We start from the raw sequence: 20,694 nt of genomic DNA on the forward strand, positions 1-20,694 counted from the left end.
ACCCAGTTAGACGATCCAGTCCGACATCACAGCTCATGCGAGCTGCCAGAGGGGCCCGGTCTGGTGGCGAGACAATTAGCCTGAGGAAATAAAAAATCAAGTGGCCATAATACTGTCCACATTCGCTGCCCCGGGTTTTCACCTTTAGAGCGGTATCGCCCGCCCCGTCACGGAACCGGATGTGGCGTAACCGCATTGACCGCGCTATGTTCATGAAGAAGAAATCTGCGACCTCTATCGGGATATCCTGCATATCCTTCGACTCATCCGATTCCACGAAGAGTGAACAATGAAAGTAGCAGTCGCCGGGCTGGGTTACGTCGGTCTCTCGAATGCCGTCCTGATCGCCCAGAACCACGAAGTCGTCGCCGTCGATATCGCTCCGCAGCGCGTCGAAAGCGTCTTGAATCGCAAGTCTCCCATCGTGGACCCCGATATCGAGACCTTCCTCTCGACCAGAAAACTGAATCTCACAGCTACGACCGACGGTAGCACGGCCTACAGGGATGCGGATTTCGTCATCGTGGCGACGCCGACAAATTACGATCCGCAGACCAATTATTTCAACACGAAGGCAGTCGAGGCGGCGGTGGATACGGTCCTTTCCGTCAACCGGAACGCCACCATCGTCATCAAGTCGACCATTCCCGTCGGCTACACAGAACATCTCCGCAAACGGACCGGATATCGCGACATCATCTTCTCGCCCGAGTTCCTGCGCGAAGGTAAGGCGCTGCACGACAATCTCTACCCGTCTCGGAYCATCGTCGGCGACAAATCCGCGAGAGCCAGGATCTTTGCGGAACTGCTGCAGGAGGGAGCGATCCACAAGGATGCTCCCGTCATCTTCACCGGATCGAGCGAGGCGGAGGCGATCAAGCTGTTTGCCAATACCTATCTCGCCATGCGGGTAGCCTATTTCAACGAAGTGGACACCTACGCCGCCTCACGCGGCCTGGCGACCAAGGAGATCATCGACGGCGTCTGCCTCGACCCCCGGATCGGCAGCCATTACAACAATCCTTCCTTCGGCTATGGCGGCTACTGCCTCCCGAAGGATACCAAGCAGTTGCTGGCGAACTACAGCGAAGTTCCCCAGGCGCTCATCCGAGCGATCGTCGATTCCAACTCGACACGCAAGGACTTCATCGCCGACAGCATATACCGCATGGACCCGAAGGTGGTTGGCGTCTATCGCCTGACCATGAAGGTGGGATCGGACAATTTCCGCGATTCCTCCGTCCAGGGCGTAATGAAGCGCATCAAGGCGAAGGGCATCGAGGTCGTGGTCTACGAGCCGTCCTACAACGAGCCGGAATTCTTCAGGTCGAAGGTCATCCGTGATCTCGAGGAGTTCAAGGCGCGCAGCGACGTGATCCTCGCCAACCGCATCACGCCCGAGATCGCCGACGTCAAGGACAAGATCTATACGCGCGATCTCTTCGGCGTGGACTGAGCGGCCACGGGCTCATACGACCGTTGCACGCCCCTCGTCGATCTTCAGAACGGTCAGGTGGCCCGAGAAAAAGGCACCCGTATCGATCCCGATCCGCCCCGGCCCGAACTCCAGCTCCTGAACCGGCGTGTGCCCGTGAATAACGAGATAGGGCAATTGAGGGCCTTCTGTCAGGAAAGGGTCTCTGATCCACAGGAGGTCTTGATCGCTCTGCTCCTCGAGAGGGATTCCCGGCCGAACGCCCGCATGCACGAAAAAATATTCCCCGATGCGGAAGGTGATCGGCAGTTCTTCCAGAAACTGACGATGTTTCTGCGGCACGGCGTGTTCGAGAATCGAGCGAAGGGCCTCGCCGTCGGCACCGTAACGGGAAATCAGATCCTGTGGATCGATGCCGTAGGACATCAGGGTCTGGCGGCCGCCGAGTTCCAGCCAGTCCCATAAACGTTTCGGGTTTTGCAGGAAACGCAGAAAAAGCTCGTCGTGATTGCCGCATAGGGCAATTCTTCTGAGATTGTGGCGATCCGGCGCAATGAGGTGGTCCAGAACTTCTGCCGAACGCGGCCCCCGATCGACGTAATCGCCGAGCAGCACCACGAGGCCGGGCCGCCCGCGCGCAACGATATCGGTGCGGATACGTTCCTCGGCCGCGAGAAGCTCGTCCAGACAGCCATGCACATCACCGATGACGTAGATCGGATAGCGCGGCGGCCTCTCACCGAGATCGATCCGGCGCCGTGGGGGGATTCTCGGCTCCGGAGATTTCTTTCGCGCCAGCCAGCGCCCGATCTTCAGCATCATGCTCTCTTTCCGCCGTCCGCCCAGGTCTGGACCAGCGAAAGACCTTGTTGAAGCAAGGCCTTGGCGGCGTCTTCCGTCTCGGCTTCGACATAGCAACGCATCTCCGGCGCATTGCCGGAGGGACGGAAATGAACGATGCGGCCGTCTGCCAGACTCACCCGCAGCCCGTCCGTTTCGCTGATTTGGGCAACCGGCCCGATCGGCGCGAGGAAAACAGCGAGATTGTCCCGCGAGGCGCCGAGATGCGCCATCAGCGCTGCGCTGGTTTCAACGGGGAAATGTTCCAGGCGGTCGGCGGCGGCGAAAGGAAGCCGGTAGCCGGCGGCGATCTCGGAAAGCGGCCGCTTCCGTTCTGCAGTAAGGTAGAGAGCCGCCAGCACCGGCAGAAAACTGTCCCGCGTTGGCAGCGGATCGATCAGACCGGACGCGATGGAGAACTCGGACGCCGTCAGCAAACCGCCATTCGCCTCGAAACCCATGACCCCGTTCGCCCCTTCATCAAGGGCCTGCATCATTCCGGCAATCACGAAAGGAGAGCCCACCTTGGTACGCACGACGCGGAAGCTGCCGRCCTTCTCGATCCCGGAATTGGATGTGACGGGGGTGACGAGCACCTTGGCATCCAGGAAATTGGCGGCAATGAGACCGAGAAGATCGCCGCGCAAGGGTTCTCCGGTCTCGTCCGCCACCAGCGGCCGGTCGCCGTCGCCATCAGCCGAGACGATCGCATCGAGTCCGTGCTTGGCTGCCCAATTCCGCAAGAGACCGATGGTCTCCTCCGACACGGCTTCCGTGTCGACGGGCACGAAATCCTGGGAGCGCCCGAGCGGCAGGACCTCCGCGCCATAGCCTTCGAGCACTGTCACCAGCAGATCGCGTGCGGTGGTGGAATGCTGATAGACCCCGATCCTCAGGCCGGAAAGCGCCTTTAGCGGAAGAATGGCGGCATTGCGGGCGATGAACAGCGCTTCGGCATCCGCCGAGCGATCCGTCGCGGCTCCCGGTGTGGCGTCGATGTCGTCTTGCTGCAGGCTCGTGGCGATTGCGGTAATGCGTGCTTCGTCCTGTTTGTCGATCTCACCATCCGGCCGATAGAACTTGATGCCGTTCCGATCGGCCGGGATATGCGATCCGGTCACCATCAGCGAGGCTGCGCCGGTTTGGAGGCCGTAAAGCGCCAGGGCAGGCGTCGGAAGGGCCCCGCAATCGAGCGGCATCAGGCCCGCCCGGGCAAGCGCGCCGATACAGGTGGCGGCAATGTCTGGGCTGGATGGACGGAAATCCCGGCCGACAAGCACGGGATCGCCCGCCTTCGCCATGCCGCTTTCCAGAAGATGCCGGGCAAACGTCGTGGCATAGAGCGCCGAAGCATGCCCTTCCAGATCGACGACAAGCCCGCGAAGGCCACTGGTTCCGAATTTGAGGCTCAAGGCGCTCTTCCTGCTAAGTGCCGTTTCTGAAACGATGATTTCCATCAACGAGTTCTATGGAGCCATGTTCGAGATGGCAACCGCCTTCACACCGATTGGAAGGCATATCGGCTCAGCAGGTAAAGTCGGGGATGTCCAGAAAACKGCAGGTAGCCAATCGTTTAATCCCGCAGGATCCTGGCGAGATAGCCTCCGTAGGCGCTCTTGCCGAGGTTTGCGGCGAGCAGCTCAAGCCGCCCGGCATCGATGTAGCCCATGCGGTAGGCTACCTCTTCGGGACAGGCGATCTTCAATCCCTGCCGCCGCTCCAGCGTACCCACGAAATCGGAAGCTTCGAGCAGGCTATCAGGCGTACCGGTATCCAGCCAGGCGAAACCGCGTCCCATGAGGGTTACGGAGAGATTTCCGCGCTCGAGGTAGGTGCGGTTGACGTCGGTGATCTCCAGTTCGCCGCGCGCGGAGGGCTTCAGATCGGCCGCAATATCGACGACCTGATGATCGTAGAAATAAAGACCAGTGACCGCCCAGCTGGATTTGGGACGTGCCGGCTTCTCTTCGATGGATATGGCCGTCATGTCCCGGTCGAACTCCACCACGCCATACCGCTCCGGATCGGTCACGTGATAGGCGAAGATCGTCGCGCCTTCGGTTTTCGCGGCTCCTTGCTGGAGGAGCTCGGGCAGGCTGTGGCCGTAGAAGATGTTATCGCCGAGAACGAGAGCGGAGGGGCCGCCCCCGACGAAATCCGCGCCGATGATGAAGGCCTGGGCAAGGCCCTCCGGCCGCGGCTGGGCGGCATATTCTAGCGACAGGCCCCATTGTGAACCATCGCCCAGCAATCGCTGGAAGTTTTCCAGATCATGCGGCGTCGTGATGATGAGGATATCGCGGATTCCCGCTAGCATCAGCGTCGTCAGCGGATAATAGATCATCGGCTTGTCATAGATGGGCATCAACTGCTTCGAGACCGCCTGGGTGATCGGGTAGAGCCGGGTGCCTGATCCGCCGGCGAGAATGATGCCCTTCATGATTTCACTTCCTCCGCTGCCCCTCGAGCAACTCTTGCATGGTAGAAGCCAGCGAAACTCTCCAGTCGGGAAGCCTCAGGCCGTAGGCCCGCTCCAGCTTGCCGGTGGAAAGCCGCGAATTTGCCGGCCGCGTGRCCAGAGTCGGGTATTCGGCCGTGGTGATCGGTTTCACCCGCGCCCTCCTTCGGCCACGTCCCTCAGCCAGCCGGAAGATTTCCTCGGCGAACTCCGCCCAGCTTGCCTCCCCCGCGGCAGCCATATGGAACACGCCGCGCAGGAGCGGATCGGAGCTTTCCCGCAGCTTGGCGGCCGCCACGAGAAGCGCCTGCGCGATATCGAGCGCAGAAGTAGGGGACCCAAGCTGGTCCGCGACGACGCAGACTTCATCCCGCGTCTCCGCGAGTTRCAGCATGCTCTTCAGAAAGTTCTTTCCATAGGGCGAGTAGATCCAGGCCGTGCGGAAGATGGCGTGGTTCCGGGTCGCTTGGCCGACCTTCCTCTCGCCTTCGAGTTTGGAAGCCCCATAGACGGAGAGCGGTGTGACCGCATCTTCCTCCGCATAGGGAGCGTGTTTTTGCCCGTCGAACACGTAATCCGTCGACAGATGGATTATCGGAACCGACAATTCGCCGGCAACCTTGGCGACCTCGCCCGCACCATGGGCATTGACCACAAAGGCGAGTTCCTTCTCGGTTTCGGCTTTGTCGACCGCCGTATAGGCTGCCGCGGATATGATGACATCCGGCCTTGCGGCAAGGATGGCTTCCCGGATCGAGCGCGGTTCGGCAAGATCGAGCTCTGGCCGGCCCAGCCGCACCAGGTCGATGCCATGGGCCGGCGCTGCGCCCACAAGCGCTTGCGCCACCTGACCTTGCTTGCCGGTCACCACCACGCGCATCGGCTACACCTTCGTCAGCGTTCCAAGCCGCTCCCCCGAATAAACCTTCTCGCGCAGGGGACGCCACCAGAGTTCATTGTCGAGATACCAGATGATGGTCTTCTCTATGCCCGTGTCGAAGCTCTCGCGCGGGTTCCAGCCGAGCTCGGCCCTCAGTTTCGTCGCGTCGATTGCATATCTGGCATCATGTCCGGGGCGATCCGTGACATGGCTGATGAGCTTCTCGTGAGGCGCGCCCTGCGGTTTCAGCCGGTCCATGATGGCACAGATCCGCTTGACCACTTCGATGTTTCTGCGCTCGTTCTGACCTCCGACATTATACTTTTCGCCGATCCTGCCGCGGGAGGCGATCAGATGCAGCGCGCGGGCGTGATCCTCGACATAGAGCCAATCGCGAACATTCGCTCCCGTGCCATAGATCGGCAGTGACTTCTGCTCGAGCGCATTCAGGATGGTGAGCGGGATAAGCTTTTCCGGAAAATGGAAGGGGCCATAATTGTTGGAACAGTTCGAGACGACCACCGGCAGCCCATACGTCCGATGCCAGGCGATCGCCAGGTGATCGCTAGCGGCCTTCGAGGCCGAATAGGGCGATGAGGGGTCGTAAGGCGTCATCTCGTGGAAAAGCCCTTCATCCCCAAGCGAACCATAGACCTCGTCGGTGGAGACATGCAGGAAACGAAAATCCTCCTTTTCCTCCCCGGAAAGACCGCTCCAATGGTGCAGAGCCGCCTGGAGCAGTTCGAAAGTGCCCATGACATTGGTATTGATGAAATCCGCAGCTCCGTTGATCGACCGGTCTACGTGACTTTCGGCGGCAAGATGCATCACCCGGTGGGGCCGGAACTCGGCAAAGGCCTGCCGCATGACCGCGCCATTGCAGACATCGGCCTGCAGAAAGCGGTAGTTGGGCATGCTCTCGACGGAGCCGAGCGATGCAAGATTGCCGGCATAGGTGAGCTTGTCGACATTCAGGACTTCAGCCCCCACATCATGGACGAGGTGACGCACCACGGCCGATCCTATGAAGCCTGCACCGCCGGTAACCAGAATACGCACGAGGGAGCCTCCAGCCTCAATTGAGCGTCAGGGAAAAAGATCGGCCTGGCTGGCGAGCAGCGGATGCCCCCTGTCCTTCTCGGACAAAACAGCCTCCGCTTCGCCTATGTCCCAATCGATATTCAGCGSCGGGTCATTCCAGGCAATCCCCCGGTCGCTTTCAGGATTGTAGTAATCGGTGACCTGGTAGAAGACCTCCGCATTATCGGTCAGCGTGACGAAGCCGTGCGCGAAACCTTCTGGCACCCAGAGCTGCCAGCCGTTTTCAGCGGAAAGCTCCACGGCGACATGCCTGCCGAAAGTCGGCGAGGACCGCCTGATGTCCAGGGCGATGTCCCGGATCGCCCCTCTCAGGCACCGGACGAGCTTGCCTTGAGCGGCAGGCGGCATTTGATAATGCAATCCACGGACCACGCCCCTTGATCTGGAAAAGGACTGGTTGTGCTGAACGAAACGGACATTCGGCGCATGCAGGGCGAAGACATCCTCTCGAAATGTCTCGCAAAACCATCCCCGACGATCTTCATGGCGTTGCGGGATAATCAGCAACGGTCCCTGGATGGATAGTTTTTCGACAAGCATTCAATCCAACACTTTCTCGAACAGGAAAGCCCGCGACGGCCGGAAACTGTCAGCCATCCTTCCTATCAGAAAATTCCGTGCGGTGGATATCATCCGATTTGCCGATCCCCTCACCACTAGGTTGAGGGGATCGCAATATTAACTCTTCCCCTCGGGCGCGCGGCCGTATCCCTGCGAAGTAAAGGAACCGCCTTGGAAGCGGCGGGCGATCGGATCATCCGGATCGGCGGTCACCTTGTCCGCAAAAACTTCGGCATTGTCTTCGGCACGGTAGCCGAGACGCGCCGCATCGTCCTCACCCCACCAGGAGCGCGTATTCGCCGAAACTCCCCAGAGGAGTGCATAACCAGTCTTTTCCGCCTCGATTGACGCGACAACCATTCGCAGCAGGTCCGGATAGGAAAGCCAGGTCGAGAGATGGCGCGTTTCGGTAGGTTTGCGTAGAGCCGAGCCGATGCGGAGATGAACGCTCTCGACTCCGAACTTGTCGAAATAGAAACTGCCGACATTCTCCCCGAAAAGCTTCGAAACGCCATAGAAGCCGTCGGGCTTCACCCGATCCGCAATGCCGAGCTTCCGGTCGCGCTCATGAAAGCCGATCGTGTGGTTCGAGCTCGCGAAAATAACCCGTGCCCGATTGGTCCGCGCCGCCTCGAAGACGTTGACCGTGCCGACTATATTGGCCGGCAGGATGGTCTCGAAGGATTTCTCGTTGGCGACCCCTCCAAAATGGATGATAGTATCGACACCTTCGGTGATCTCCGCAATCCGGCCAGCATCCGCAAGATCGGCCTGCACAAAACGTGCCCCTTCCAGAACCTTATCCGGAAACGGCAGGATATCGGTGAGCACGAGCCCCGGATAGCGGCGGGCAAGCTCGGCGGCCAGGAAGCGGCCGAGCACGCCGGACGCGCCGGTCAACAGAACCTTCCGGCTTGCTGCATCTGACATCGGATCAAAGTCCCTTCATGCGTGAAACGGGGGCGCCCGCAGCCGGTGCCCTGGCGAGGAAGACGCCACCCGAGAGAGGATATTCCGCAAGCCGCGCTGCGTTGAGCCTGTGGCTCGTGACGAGCATCGTTCTCAAATCGGGTCCGCAAAAGCACGGCATGGTCGGTGCGCTCGCCGGCACCGGATATTGCGCGACGATCTTGCCGTCCCGGTCGTAGCGGTTCAACCGAGCCGCGGAAACGCCCGCGCTCCAGTAGAACCCGTCGGCATCGCAGGCGCCGCCATCCGGCCGGCCCATCTCCTCGTCGGGATGAGCGATCCGCACGCCTTCGCCGATCTCGCCGGTGGCCGCATCGAATTCATGCCGGTCCAGCCACTTGCCTGCCGAATCCGTGTGGAACATCGTCCGCCCATCCGACGACCAGGCAAGCCCGTTCGAGGTGAACATGCCCGTTTTCTTCTTCACGATACGTCCGTCCGCCGAGACGCGATAGAGCGCGCCGATCGGCTCGCGGTCGGTGCGTTGATCCATCGTGCCGACCCAGAAGCAGCCATCGGGCCCTACCTTGCCGTCGTTGAAGCGATTGGTGTCGATCTCGCCCTTGAGCCGAACGAGCGTCCGCCGCTCCCCAGTCTCGGGATCGAAAAGGATCACTTCCCGCGCCAGTGCGATCACCAGCCGGCCACTCTCGCAAAGGCCCAGCGAGCCGACATTCGCCTCGAAGGTCCAGTCACCGACGATCTCACCGTCGAGTTTCAGCGCAATCACCCGATTGTTGGTGATGTCGCAGAGAAAGACTTGGCCGCGTCGTTCGTCCCAAACCGGGCTTTCCCCAAGCGACAGGATAAGCCCCTCGATTGCCGTGAATTCCATCAAATCCTCCCTGCCGGTTCCTCGATGTCCGTCCGCCGTCTCAGGCGGCGATCGGCTCCCAGCTTTTCAGCATCTGCGCAAGCCGATCGCGGTCCTCGGCATCTAATGCCGGAAGCCCCGGCCGACGCACCGGTCCAACATCCTCACCACGCAGCATCAAGGCCTCCTTGACGACCGTGACATTGGCACCGTTGTTGAACTTGGTTCGCAGCATCTCGAAGCCGGCGATTTTTGCGACCTCGGCGCGCGCTGCCGCATAGTCGCCTGCCTCCAGCGCCCTCCATACCGCAAGAGAGCGCAGCGGATCGACATTGACAAGGCCGGAGGTGAAACCCTTAGCTCCCAACGCATAGAAAGGCGCGGCCCAGCCTTCCGCAAGACCGCAGATCCAGACGGCATCCGTCCCTTCGGTGGCACGAACGCATTCGGCAAGCAGCATCAGGTTCGAGGACGCGAATTTCACGCCGGCGATGTTCGGATGGGTTGCCATCCGCACGAGATCGGCTACGGGGATCGCATCCGAACGGATATAGGCCACCAGCGGCAGTTCGGAGGCTTCCGCGATCGCGATGAAATAATCCGCCTGACAGTGCGGCGCTGCGAACGGATCGAGCGGATGATGCACCATGACGCCGTCCGCCCCTTCCTGCTTTGCAGCGGCAGCGGTGGCGATCGCCTCGCGTTCGGAGCGGCCCGCCGCGGCGGTTACCGCGGCCTTGCCGTCAGCCGCCGCGATGCAGATTGCCTGCAGGCGCAGCACCTCTTCGAAGCGGAGGCTGTAGAACTCGCCGGTATTGCCGGCCGAAACGATGTTGTGCACGCCGGCATCGGCAATGCGGCGGATGATCCTGCCGGTCAGGCCGGGCTCGATCTCCCCGTCCTTCGAATAGGCTGTGACGTGAACCCCGGAAATGCCCGTCAGGACACGCTTGTATTCACGAATATCCATTCAGTTCCCTTGCTTTTCCAACTGAGACAACAAGGCGAGATGCTTCTCGCCCGAACGTATGACGTGATCGCGCATCAACCGCTCCGCCAAATCCGGATTCCGTGCGATGATGGCATTTGCGATAGCCTCGTGCTCGTCGAAGGCGAGAAGCCGCTCCCGCTCCTCGGAAAGCACGTTCACGCTGGYCGCATGGTCGTAAATCTGCTGGCCGCTCTGCAGACGGCGCAGATAGTTGCAGCCGGAGACCTCGTAGATCAGATTGTGGAACTGCTCGTTGAGTTCGATGAGACGCAGCACATCGCTGCCTCTCGATTCCGCCCGCATGAGCGGTAGAAGAGCCCGCATGCGATCGATGTGATCCTCGGTGATGCGCTTGGCGGCCTGACGGGCGATCATGCTCTCGAGCGCTGCCCGCGCCAGCATCATCTCTTCCGCCTGGGCCGCATCGAAGGTGACATAGATGCCGCGGCGCGCTTCCGAGCGCACGAGCCCTTCCGCCTCCAGCACGCGCAGCGCCTCCTTCAGCGGCGTTGTGCTGATGCCGAGCTGGGCTGCCAGTTGCCTTTCGTTCAGCTTGTCGCCGCTTTTCAACCGGCCGGAGAGGATTGCTTCGCGGACGAGGCCATAGACGTGGTCACGCAGGCTTTTCAGAAAAACCGGCTCGACGGACAGGAATGGTTCCTGATCGGTCATTCCTTCCTCCTGTGCCGCTCAGATGCTCAAACCGCTATCATCTGAAATTTGATATATCAAGGCTGAAATTTGATATATCAATCTGTGAAAAGCCTGCTAAGTTGCCCACCGGGAAGAGGTGGTCCCACCTCCCTATGTTCCATTCCGCGAGTTTAGGAGACAAACCGGACGGAGCATCGGACAGGGCCAAACAGGATATTCTGGAAGACGATCAATGAAAAAGGCAGATACTCTCCGCAGCGCGAGATGGTTCGCGCCCGACGACCTGCGTTCGTCCGGTCATCGGTCGCGTTTGATGCAGATGGGCTACGACGAGAAGGACTGGGGCAAGAAACCCATCATCGGCATTCTCAATACGTGGTCGGATCTCAATGCCTGTCATGCCCATTTCAAGGAACGCGTCGAGGACGTGAAGCGTGGCGTTTTGCAGGCGGGCGGCTTTCCGGTGGAGCTTCCGGTGCAGTCGCTCTCCGAGAGCGCGCTGAAGCCCACGTCGATGCTCTACCGCAATTTCCTGGCCATGGAGGCCGAGGAACTGCTTCGCGCACATCCGATCGACGGCACGGTGCTGATGGGCGGCTGCGACAAGACCACCCCTGCCCTCATCATGGGCGCGGTCAGCGCCGGCCTGCCAATGATCTTTCTTCCGGCCGGCCCGATGCTGCGCGGCAATTACAAGGGCGAATGGCTGGGCTCCGGATCGGATGCCTGGAAATACTGGGACGAGCGGCGCGCCGGCACGATCTCCGACGAGCAGTGGGTCGGTGTCGAGGAAGGCATTGCCCGCTCCTACGGTCACTGCATGACTTTCGGCACCGCGAGCACCATGACCGCGATCACCGAATCCCTCGGCCTCACATTGCCTGGGGCAAGCTCGATCCCGGCTGCCGATGCCAACCACATCCGCATGAGCACACGCTGCGGCCGCCGCGCCGTCGAAATGGTATGGGAAGACCTGACACCGGGAAAGATCATCACGCCCGCCTCGGTCAAGAATGCCGTGACAGTGGCGATGGCGACCGGCTGTTCCACCAATGCCGTCGTGCACCTGATCGCAATGGCCCGCCGCGCCGGCGTGCCGCTTTCGCTGGACGATCTCGATCTCGCGGGCCGCACGACGCCCGTGGTGGCCAATATCCGGCCTTCCGGCAAGAAGTACCTGATGGAGGACTTCTATTACGCCGGCGGTCTCAGAGCCCTGATGGCCGAGATCAAGGATCTTCTCGATCTCGATGCAATGACCGTCAGCGGCTTCCCGCTCGGAGAGACGCTGAAGGGCGCGGAGGTCTATAATGACGACGTCATCCGGCCGCTTTCCAACCCGATCTATCCGGAGGGCTCGCTTGCGGTCCTGAGGGGTAACCTCGCTCCCGATGGCTGCGTGATGAAGCCCGCCGCCTGTGAGGAGCGGCTGCGCGTCCATGAGGGGCCGGCGCTCGTCTTCGACAGCTATCCCGAGATGAAGGCGATGATCGACCGCGAGGATCTCGACGTCACGCCCGATCACGTGCTGATCCTGCGCAATGCCGGCCCCAAGGGGGGCCCCGGCATGCCGGAATGGGGCATGCTGCCGATCCCGAAGAAGATCCTCAAGCAGGGCTATCGCGACATGCTGCGCATTTCCGATGCCCGCATGAGCGGCACGAGCTATGGCGCCTGCATCCTGCATGTCGCGCCCGAATCCCATGTCGGCGGGCCGCTCGCACTGGTCAAGACGGGCGACATCATCCGCGTCGACGTGCCGAACCGGCGGATCGACATGCTGGTGGACGAGGCGACTCTTGCCCGCCGCCGCGCCGAATGGGTGCCGCCGGCTGAGAAATACGAGCGCGGCTACGGCTGGATGTTCTCCAAACACATCAAGCAGGCCAATGAAGGCTGCGATTTCGACTTCCTGGAGCGGGAATTCGGCGCCGCGGCCGGTGAACCAGACATTTACTAAGCGGGAGAGACCTGATGACCGACTACGTGCTTTCCGACGCGACGCGCAAGAAATACGAAAGCGTGAGCTGCGCGACGCTCTGCACCGCGCTCTTCAAGCGCGGCCTGCGCAACCAGTTCATCCAGGATGTGYATCCGCTGAAGCCCAAGGCCCGCAACATGGTGGGGCAGGCCTTCACGCTGCGATACATCCCTGCGCGCGAGGACCTGAACCCGCTCACCGTCTTTCAGAATCCGGAACATCCGCAGCGCGCGGCGGTCGAGCGCTGCCCGCCCGGCCATGTGATGGTGATGGACAGCCGCAAGGACCCGCGGGCCGCTTCCGCCGGCTCCATTCTCGTCTCGCGGCTGATGGTGCGCGGCGTGGCCGGCGTCGTCACCGATGGCGGTTTCCGGGACAGCCCGGAGATCGCCGAACTCGATATTCCAACCTATCACAGCCGCCCATCGGCCCCGACCAACCTGACGCTGCACCAGGCGCTCGACAACAACGTGCCGATCGGCTGYGGCGACGTCGCGGTCTGGCCGGGCGACGTCGTCGTCGGCGATGCCGAAGGGGTGGTGATCGTGCCCGCACATCTGGCGGAGGAGATCGCCGACGAGGCCGTGGAAATGACCACCTTCGAGGATTTCGTCACCGAGGAAGTGCTGAACGGCCGCTCTATCATCGGCCTATACCCGGCGACGAAGGAAGAGACCAAGGCGGATTTCGCCAAGTGGCGAGCCGCAAAGGGCCGCTAACCATATAGGCACCGCGGCGATCGGTGTCGCGGTGTCTTACCGACGCAAATCGGCCAGATAGGTATTTTCCGTTTTCGATTTGGCAAATGCGGCAGGATCGATCTTTGCAATCAGCAGCGCTTCGCCTCCAGCCGGACCTTCGGCCAGCACGCTGCCGTCAGGCGCGGCGATCCGCGAAAGCCCGGCATAGGTGAAGTTCTCGTCCGCTCCGCAATGGTTGATATAAGCAACGAAGACCTGGTTCTCGAAGGCACGCACCCGGATCATGTGCTCGGCAATGAACTTGCCGGACCAGCCCTCCGGCAGCGCGGTCGGCACAACCACGAGATCGGCGCCGGCCTTTGCCAGACGACGGACGTTTTCCGGAAATTCCACGTCGTAGCAGATCAGGAAGCCTAGCCGAAGACTTCCCACTGTAGCCAGCACCTCGCGCGGGTCCTCCTGGCGGAACCACTGCCGCTCATAAGGTCCATAGAGGTTGCACTTGCGATAAACCGCTGTCTGCCCTTTGCCGTCGGCAAAGAAAGCGCTGTTGAAGACGGCTTCGTGGGTCTTCTCGGCGAAGCCTGCCACGATTGCCAGACCATACCTTGCAGCCATATCCGAAAGCCGGTCGGTGATCTCGCCATGGGCAGGAGCGGCAAGCGACGGAAACTTCTCAGCCGCACCATAGCCGGTCAACGCCAGTTCCGGTGCGATCAGCAACTCGGCGCCTTGGGAAGCGGCCTCACTCGCAGCAGCCTCGATCTTGGCGAGGTTCGCCTCGACATCTCCCATGACCGACTGCATCTGGAGACCGGCAATTTTCATTTGTCCTCCGCCATGGCTCCGAGCAATTTCGGCAGGTCGCCGAAGCGGGCGACGAGGCCGAAGACCACTGCTGCAATTGCCAGGAACAGCACCGTGACCGAGGCCATGGTCGGCGTATAGCCGTATCGCAGCGCGTTGAAGATCTTGATCGGCAGGGTCTCCATCGTGAAGCCCACCGTCATGTAGGCGACGATATATTCGTTGAGCGACAGCACGAAGGCGAAGGCATAGCCGGAGACCACATAGGGCAGGATCAGCGGCATCACGACCGTACGAAAGATCGTCCTGTCATCGGCACCCATGGTCGCAGCCGCTTCCACCAGCGAGCGGTCGATCGCCGTAAACCCGAGCGACAGCGTCACCAGCGGCAGAGTAACGAAGAAGATCGCGTGGCTGATGACCGCCGTCCAGGGCTGGCCGTAAAAGCCGGTCGTCGCCCAGAAGGTGAGCAGCCCCAGCGCCGTGATGACCGGCGGCAAGGTGAAGGGTGCCACACCGAGAAGCCGGAAGATGTTCGCCCAGGGCGCTACCCGCCGCCACAGGAACCATGCGAGCGGCAAAGCAACGAGAAGTGCCAGCGCGGCCGAAAGCGCAGCCAGCGTAACGGATGCGATCAGCGCATTGCGCCATTCGCTATTGGTGAAGATCTCGCCATACCAGGAAAGCGAAAAACCCTGTGGCGGAAAGGCGAGCGTCTGTTTCTCGTTGATAGAAACACCGGCGACGACGATCAGCGGCAAGGCCAGAAACAGGCCGACGACAAAGAAGAAAAGGCGGCGCAGCGCGGTCATGCAGCCTCCTTCTGACGTCCGGCATAGAGTGCCAATCCTACGAGGGCGAGCGTCACCAGAACGAGAAAGACGGCCATGGCTGCCGCAAACGGCATGTTCGACTGGTAGATCGCCTGATCGGTGATGAGCACCGAAAGCGTCCAATGCTGCGGCCGGCCGAGAAGCTGCGGCAGCAGGTAGGAACCCAGCGCGAAGATGAAGACCATGATGAGCGTTGCGAGAATGGTGTTTCTGAGCGCCGGCACGACCACGGTGAAAAAGGCCTTCACCGGCGAGGCCCCGAGCGTGCGGGCCGCTTCCGTCAGCGTCGGATCAAGCCGCACGAGTGCCGGATAGAGGACCAGAACGGTATAGGGAAAAGCCTGGTAGGTCATCGCCGTCATCACCGCGCCGAAGCTCGGCGTCAGCGCCTGCGGTTGCGTCATCAATCCCAGCCAGACGAAGAGATTGGTGAGGCCGGCGGTGCGCGAGAACAACGTAGACCAGGCAAAGCCGATCATCACTTCCGAGAGCGACAGAATGGAGAGCAGCGCCACCAGCCAGAGGATCTGTATCTTCCGCTTCGAACGCGACAAAAGGTAGGTAAAGGGAATGCCGATTACGACGCAGGCGATTGCCACCGCGATCGCCAGCATCAGCGAGAAGCCCAGAACCCGGCCGAAGAACAGGCTGAGGAAACGGGCATAATTGTCCAGCACGAAGGCCGGCTGGTAGAAGCCGCCCTGCTCGCGCTGGAAGAAGGAAACGGCGATCATCGTGGCGAACGGCACCACGAAGAATACGGTCAGCATCCCGGCCGGGAAAAAGAGCGGACCGTAATCACCAAGGCGCTGGGGCGGTTCGCGTCTCATTTTGCGAGCACCACGCTGGTTTCCGGATCGAGGCGGATACCGACACTCTGGCCGACCGTCACCTCAGGCCGGTTGCGCGGCGAGGAAACCGCGACGATCTGCTGGCCGCCCGCTTCCACGAAGGTTTCGATCGCACCGCCGAGATCACGGACGAAACTGACCGTACCCGTGATTGCACCATGGCCGGGAGCCGTCAGCTGAACATCCTCCGGACGGACGGAAAGCATGCCCTTGGCGCCTTGGGAAACAGAAAGCCCCTCGACCGCCTCGCCGAGAACGGTCGCGCGCCCGGCGCCGTCCACCGAGAAGGGAATGAGGTTGGTCTGGCCGATGAAATCGGCAACGAAACTGTCGGCGGGCCGGCGATAGATTTCGACCGGCGGCGCGGCCTGGCGGATTTCGCCGCCGTTCATGACAACGACCGTATCGGCCATGGTCATCGCCTCGCGCTGGTCGTGGGTTACGACGATCGTGGTGATGCCGAGCCGCTGCTGGAGTTGGCGCAGTTCCACCTGCATGGCCTCGCGCAGCTTGGCATCGAGCGCCGAAAGCGGCTCATCGAGCAGAAAGAGCTTGGGCGAAATCGCGAGCGCCCTGGCGATCGCGACGCGCTGGCGCTGCCCGCCGGAAAGCTTGCTGACGGAGCGGTCCGCAAAACCCGGCAGATGGATCATCGCCAGAAGCTCGTCCACCCGCTTCTTCTGCTCCTCCTTGCCGACGCCGCGGATGCGCAGCGAATAGGCGATGTTCTCGCCGACCGTCAGATGCGGAAAGAGCGCGAGCGACTGGAAGACCATGCCAAGCTCGCGCTTGTGGGTCGGTACTTCGGTGATGTCGTGGCCGGCAAGATTGATCGAGCCGTGGGTCGGGAGGTCGAGCCCGGCGATCATCCGCATCAGCGTGGTCTTGCCGCAACCGGATGGGCCGAGCAGGCAGACGAACGTGCCGTCCGGAACGGAAAGGCTGACATCATTGACGGCGGTAAACGTGCCGAACTGCTTCGTCACATTGTTGAGGTTCAATCCGGACATTCGGTCTCCGCGCTTGGTTGGGCGGGTGTAGATAACATGTTTTGCCCCTCACCCTAACCCTCTCTCCACAGGCGGGGAGGGGCAACCTGCCTAGCACCGGGGCGAGAAGCGCGAATCCGGTAAGGCGTATCCCTTCTCCCCGCCTGCAGGGAGAAGGTGGCGGCAGCCGGATGAGGGGCGATCTTTAGCGGCGCTCGCCTTATCCCGCAATCATCTCCGTCCACTTCTGGTTCAGGAAGTCGGACTTGGTCTGATAGAGGTCGTAACGCGGAATGATCGGCTCGATATCGGAAGAAACCGCCGCGAATTCCTTGTCCGTCAGATCCAGCAGATCGCGCTTGACCGTGGGCGAAGTGCCGACCTTGCGGGAAAGCGTCGCCTGGATTGCCGGCTGGCACATATAGTCGATGAAGGCATGCGCCTCCTCGGTCTTTTTCGAGGCGCGCGAAACGGCCCAGGAGCCGGAATCCAGGATGCCGCCTTCCTTCGGGAAGGTGGAGCGGACCGGGAAGCCGTCGGCTGCGGCAAGCCCCGTGACGTCGTGGTAATATTGCCCCATCGGGATTTCGCCGGATTTCAGCGCCTGCTCGAACTGCGCTTCGTCGCGATACCAGAGCCGCACGTTCGGCTTCACTTCGGCAAGCTTCTCCAGCGCCTTGATGATGCCTTCGTCGGTATCCAGCGCATTGGTGCCGCCCAAATGGGTCTTAGCGGTCACCTCCAGCAGGAAGGAATTGGAGACGAGCGCCAGAAGGCCGAGCTTGTCGGCATTGGCGGGGTCCCACAATGCTGCCCAGGACGTAGGCGCCTCTTTATAGACGTCGGTATTGGTTACCAGCGTTATATACCAGGAAACGGCACCGATGCCGGCGATGCGGCCATCCGGATACTTGTTGATGAAGCGGTCGATGAGGTTCTTGCTGTTCGGCAGTTTGGCCGCATCGAGCGGCGCCCAGAGATCGTTCGCCTGGCCCTTCAGGATCGCAACCTGGGACATCATTGAAACGTCTGCAGGGGCGGCGCCGGCGCGCGCGGCCTGCTCGAGCTGCACCAGCCAGGCTTCGCCGGTCGGTTCAGCGACGGATTCGACGGCGATACCGGTCGCCTTGGTGAAATCGGCGAAGATGTTCTTGTCGAAGGAATCCTTGAAGAAGCCTCCGTAGACGCCGACCTTCAGGCTCTTGTCCTGGGCGCGCAGCACCGCCGGCATGGCCAGCATGGAAGCGCCGGCAAGCCCGGCCCCGAGCACGGCGCGGCGGCCGAGTTTGCCGTTGAGAATGTCACGCATGATCCTTACTCCTTTGTTTGCCCGCGCGGTACATGGTCAGCGGGGCGAGTTCCCACTCTTTATAGCGCATTTATCTCAGGCCCGCCCCTTCACGGAAGGGCTGAAGACCATCAAGCTGAGGATTTCAAACAATATCTGCGCGCCGGTCTGGGCGGTATTATTGGTCGCGTCGTATTGCGGCGCGACCTCCACCACGTCGCCGCCGACGAGATTGATGCCCTTGAGACCCCGGATGAGCTCCAGCACCTCACGGGTGGTGAGCCCGCCGATCTCCGGTGTGCCTGTGCCTGGCGCGAAGCTCGGATCGAGGCTGTCGATATCGAAGGAAAGATAGGTCGGCCCGTCGCCGACGATCGCCTTTGCCTTCTCGATGATCGCCGGGATGCCCATGCCGGTCACCTCTTCCGCATGGATCACCGTCATGCCGGAAGCATAGGAAAACTCCCAGAGATATTCCGCAGCGCCCCGGATGCCGATCTGGATCGTCCGGGTCGGGTCGAGCACGCCGTCCAGCACGGCGTTGCGGAACGGACCTGCGTGGTGGAATTTCGTCTCGTCGAAAAAGCCGCTCGTATCGCAATGGGCATCGATATGGATGAGGCCGACCGGCGCTTTCTTCCCGACTGCTTTCAGGATCGGATGCGTGATCGAATGGTCGCCGCCGACCGAGAGCGGCAGCACGCCGGCATCGACGATCTGGCCGACGCGCTTTTCGATATCCTCATGACTCATCTCCAGCCGGTAGCGGCTGCGGAAAGGAACGTCGCCGATATCCGCAACCCGCAAGTCGAAGACCGGTGCGCATTCCAGCACGTGGTTATAGGGACCGATGCGCTCGATAGCCCGCAGAGCTCGCGGCCCGAAGCGGGAACCCGGCCGGTTGGTAACGCCGAGATCCATCGGAATACCGAGGATCGCCACCTGCAGGTCTTCGAAATCCGGGTTTTCGGCATCCACCGGCAGGTGCGGCGCGCTCACGAAGGTAGGAATTCCGGAATAGGGCGCGACGCGGGTGCCACGCTTGTTGAAGATCTTGTCGGCGACCTTGCGGAACTTCGGATCGAAGATTTCACTGCCTTGGCCAGCAAGAAATTTCGTCCGCAATTCCTCAAGCTTCTTCGCGTCGAATGCCATGATTGCTTCACCTGTTCATGAGGCCGCGCGCACGCAGCCTATTTTTTGTTCTCTGAGGATCGCAGCCTCTGTTTTCATCATTATCCGCCGAGACGGGCTGGAAAAGCAATTGAGATTGTTCTAGCAGATGATGTGAGAAAAACTCACATCGGAACAATCCGGAATGACCAGCCGGCTCCCTCCCCTCAATCCGCTGCGGGCCTTCGAGGCGACCGCAAGGCGCGGCTCCGTCTCGGCGGCGGCAAGGGAGCTGAACGTCACGCACGGTGCGGTCAGCCATCAGATCAAGGCCTTGGAGGAATCCCTCGGCGTCACCTTGTTCGAGCGTGGCTCCAAACGCCTCAAACTCACCTCGGAAGGCGCGCTCCTGCTGCCGGCCGTCACCCAGGCTTTCGGCGAGATCGCAGCAGCGACCGCGCAGATGAAACGCCCTGCCACCAGCGGCGAACTGTCGATCACCTGCGTTCCGGCGCTCTTCTCTTTCTGGATCGTGCCGCGCCTCAATTCCTTCACCGAGCAGTTTCCGGGCGTAAGGCTGAAACTCACCGCATCGAACGACCCCGCAGGGCTGCATTCCCCCGATATCGATGTCTGTATTCTCTACGGAGACGGCAACTGGCCGGATGCCTGGGCGCGCCTTTGGAGCAACCTGCGGCTTTTTCCTGTAGCGAGCCCGACACTCCTGAACAGCCGGCCGCTGCGCTCCATCCGCGATCTGGAGGACCATGTGCTGCTGCACGGCGATGCCGACGGGCGCGAGTGGAATACCTGGCTTGCCGCGGCGGATGCGATCGATCTGCCCCGTCGCCAGCAGCATTTCATGGGCGATGCTCGGTTTTCCACCGAAGCCGCATTGCACGGTCATGGAATAGCGCTCGGCGATACGATCACCGCGAGCCAACTCATCGCCAAGGGCGAGCTGATCGTACCCTTCGATCTGAGCGTCCCTGCAAACGATGCCTTCTATGTCGCTTGCAGGCCCGCCATACGCTCGACCCCGATCGTGCGGGTCTTCATCGACTGGCTCTTCGCATCGCTGGAGGCCGACCATCTGCCGCAGGTGCAGACCTCCGCGCGCACGCTCATCCGCTCGCGAGGCGGCAAGGGTGCAGAAAAACCCGGCTCATAATACTCCTTTCCTCTCTGCCTTGATCTTGCCGCTCCATCATTTCGGCCAAGACGCGAGCTAAAATTGGAACGAATATTCCATCATCTCACTCGAGATCGGTCGGCGATAACGGCAAGAAATCCAGGGATTCGCGGTGAATTCTTCCTTTTCCACTTCCGGTACCGTTGACGCCAATCCAAAAAATGGAATAAATTATCCGCATTCCAGGGAAGCGGTTCATTTGTTCCGTTTCGCCGCCCGCGTTGGGAGCGCGGGGG

The 20,694-nt window shown here is 61.3% G+C and carries 20 protein-coding genes; 4 read left to right on the plus strand and 16 right to left on the minus strand.

From position 1 onward, the window contains the following. Positions 1-289 precede the first annotated feature (289 nt). On the plus strand, positions 290-1,456 hold the full coding sequence (locus LCM4573_RS04440; protein WP_071004811.1) for a nucleotide sugar dehydrogenase: 1,167 nt from the start codon (positions 290-292) through the stop codon (positions 1,454-1,456). Between the two features lie 12 nt (positions 1,457-1,468). Here LCM4573_RS04440 and LCM4573_RS04445 read toward each other — a convergent pair whose 3' ends face one another. The 10 genes from LCM4573_RS04445 to LCM4573_RS04490 all read right to left on the minus strand — a co-directional run bounded on the left by LCM4573_RS04445 (position 1,469) and on the right by LCM4573_RS04490 (position 10,721). Beyond that, entirely contained in the window at positions 1,469-2,254 is a 786-nt protein-coding gene (locus LCM4573_RS04445) for a metallophosphoesterase family protein (RefSeq protein ID WP_071005184.1), read from the minus strand. Then, entirely contained in the window at positions 2,254-3,687 is a 1,434-nt protein-coding gene (locus tag LCM4573_RS04450; protein ID WP_244505222.1) for a phosphomannomutase, read from the minus strand. The genes LCM4573_RS04445 and LCM4573_RS04450 overlap by 1 nt, the downstream gene beginning before the upstream one ends. Before the next feature lie 161 nt (positions 3,688-3,848). Further along, positions 3,849-4,715 (minus strand): glucose-1-phosphate thymidylyltransferase RfbA, encoded by an 867-nt coding sequence (rfbA, locus tag LCM4573_RS04455; RefSeq protein WP_071004818.1) that lies wholly within the window; start codon positions 4,713-4,715, stop codon positions 3,849-3,851. Between the two features lie 4 nt (positions 4,716-4,719). Then, a complete protein-coding gene (rfbD, locus tag LCM4573_RS04460; RefSeq protein WP_071004820.1) occupies positions 4,720-5,613 on the minus strand; it encodes a dTDP-4-dehydrorhamnose reductase in 894 nt (297 codons plus the stop codon). A gap of 3 nt (positions 5,614-5,616) precedes the next feature. Next, a complete protein-coding gene (gene rfbB, locus LCM4573_RS04465) occupies positions 5,617-6,672 on the minus strand; it encodes a dTDP-glucose 4,6-dehydratase (protein ID WP_071004822.1) in 1,056 nt (351 codons plus the stop codon). A gap of 27 nt (positions 6,673-6,699) precedes the next feature. Then, the gene (rfbC, locus tag LCM4573_RS04470; RefSeq protein WP_071004823.1) at positions 6,700-7,254 is read right to left on the minus strand and encodes a dTDP-4-dehydrorhamnose 3,5-epimerase; all 555 of its coding nucleotides are present in this window, start codon (positions 7,252-7,254) and stop codon (positions 6,700-6,702) included. A 138-nt stretch (positions 7,255-7,392) separates the two neighbouring features. Further along, on the minus strand, positions 7,393-8,205 hold the full coding sequence (locus LCM4573_RS04475; protein ID WP_071004825.1) for an NAD(P)-dependent oxidoreductase: 813 nt from the start codon (positions 8,203-8,205) through the stop codon (positions 7,393-7,395). 4 nt (positions 8,206-8,209) lie between these two features. Further along, positions 8,210-9,079 (minus strand): SMP-30/gluconolactonase/LRE family protein, encoded by an 870-nt coding sequence (locus LCM4573_RS04480; RefSeq protein ID WP_116285297.1) that lies wholly within the window; start codon positions 9,077-9,079, stop codon positions 8,210-8,212. A gap of 40 nt (positions 9,080-9,119) precedes the next feature. Next, positions 9,120-10,028: a dihydrodipicolinate synthase family protein gene (locus LCM4573_RS04485; protein WP_071004830.1), complete on the minus strand. Its 909-nt coding sequence runs from the start codon at positions 10,026-10,028 to the stop codon at positions 9,120-9,122. After that, positions 10,029-10,721 (minus strand): GntR family transcriptional regulator, encoded by a 693-nt coding sequence (locus LCM4573_RS04490; RefSeq protein WP_071004832.1) that lies wholly within the window; start codon positions 10,719-10,721, stop codon positions 10,029-10,031. 214 nt (positions 10,722-10,935) lie between these two features. Here LCM4573_RS04490 and araD point away from each other — a divergent pair, with 214 nt between their 5' ends. Both araD and LCM4573_RS04500 read left to right on the plus strand, forming a co-directional pair. After that, the gene (gene araD / locus LCM4573_RS04495) at positions 10,936-12,663 is read left to right on the plus strand and encodes an L-arabinonate dehydratase (protein ID WP_071004833.1); all 1,728 of its coding nucleotides are present in this window, start codon (positions 10,936-10,938) and stop codon (positions 12,661-12,663) included. 14 nt (positions 12,664-12,677) lie between these two features. Then, a complete protein-coding gene (locus tag LCM4573_RS04500) occupies positions 12,678-13,403 on the plus strand; it encodes a ribonuclease activity regulator RraA (protein WP_071004835.1) in 726 nt (241 codons plus the stop codon). A 36-nt stretch (positions 13,404-13,439) separates the two neighbouring features. Here the strand turns inward: LCM4573_RS04500 and LCM4573_RS04505 are convergent, their stop codons facing one another. The 6 genes from LCM4573_RS04505 to speB form a co-directional block, all read right to left on the minus strand. Continuing rightward, positions 13,440-14,213 (minus strand): carbon-nitrogen hydrolase family protein, encoded by a 774-nt coding sequence (locus LCM4573_RS04505; RefSeq protein WP_071004843.1) that lies wholly within the window; start codon positions 14,211-14,213, stop codon positions 13,440-13,442. Then, entirely contained in the window at positions 14,210-15,004 is a 795-nt protein-coding gene (locus LCM4573_RS04510; protein ID WP_071004849.1) for an ABC transporter permease, read from the minus strand. The genes LCM4573_RS04505 and LCM4573_RS04510 overlap by 4 nt, the downstream gene beginning before the upstream one ends. Next, the gene (locus tag LCM4573_RS04515; RefSeq protein ID WP_071004850.1) at positions 15,001-15,855 is read right to left on the minus strand and encodes an ABC transporter permease; all 855 of its coding nucleotides are present in this window, start codon (positions 15,853-15,855) and stop codon (positions 15,001-15,003) included. The genes LCM4573_RS04510 and LCM4573_RS04515 overlap by 4 nt, the downstream gene beginning before the upstream one ends. Continuing rightward, the gene (locus LCM4573_RS04520) at positions 15,852-16,886 is read right to left on the minus strand and encodes an ABC transporter ATP-binding protein (protein WP_071004851.1); all 1,035 of its coding nucleotides are present in this window, start codon (positions 16,884-16,886) and stop codon (positions 15,852-15,854) included. The genes LCM4573_RS04515 and LCM4573_RS04520 overlap by 4 nt, the downstream gene beginning before the upstream one ends. A 199-nt stretch (positions 16,887-17,085) precedes the next feature. Continuing rightward, positions 17,086-18,174, minus strand: coding sequence for a PotD/PotF family extracellular solute-binding protein (locus tag LCM4573_RS04525; protein WP_071004853.1), 1,089 nt, complete (start codon positions 18,172-18,174; stop codon positions 17,086-17,088). A gap of 75 nt (positions 18,175-18,249) precedes the next feature. Next, complete coding sequence (gene speB, locus LCM4573_RS04530) at positions 18,250-19,308, minus strand: agmatinase (protein WP_071004855.1); 1,059 nt, start codon at positions 19,306-19,308, stop codon at positions 18,250-18,252. A gap of 163 nt (positions 19,309-19,471) precedes the next feature. Between speB and gcvA the strand changes: the two genes are divergently transcribed. Continuing rightward, a complete protein-coding gene (gcvA, locus tag LCM4573_RS04535; protein WP_071004857.1) occupies positions 19,472-20,437 on the plus strand; it encodes a transcriptional regulator GcvA in 966 nt (321 codons plus the stop codon). Positions 20,438-20,694: the final 257 nt, after the last annotated feature.

Source organism: Rhizobium sp. LCM 4573 (assembly GCF_001854865.1).
GTDB lineage: Bacteria > Pseudomonadota > Alphaproteobacteria > Rhizobiales > Rhizobiaceae > Neorhizobium.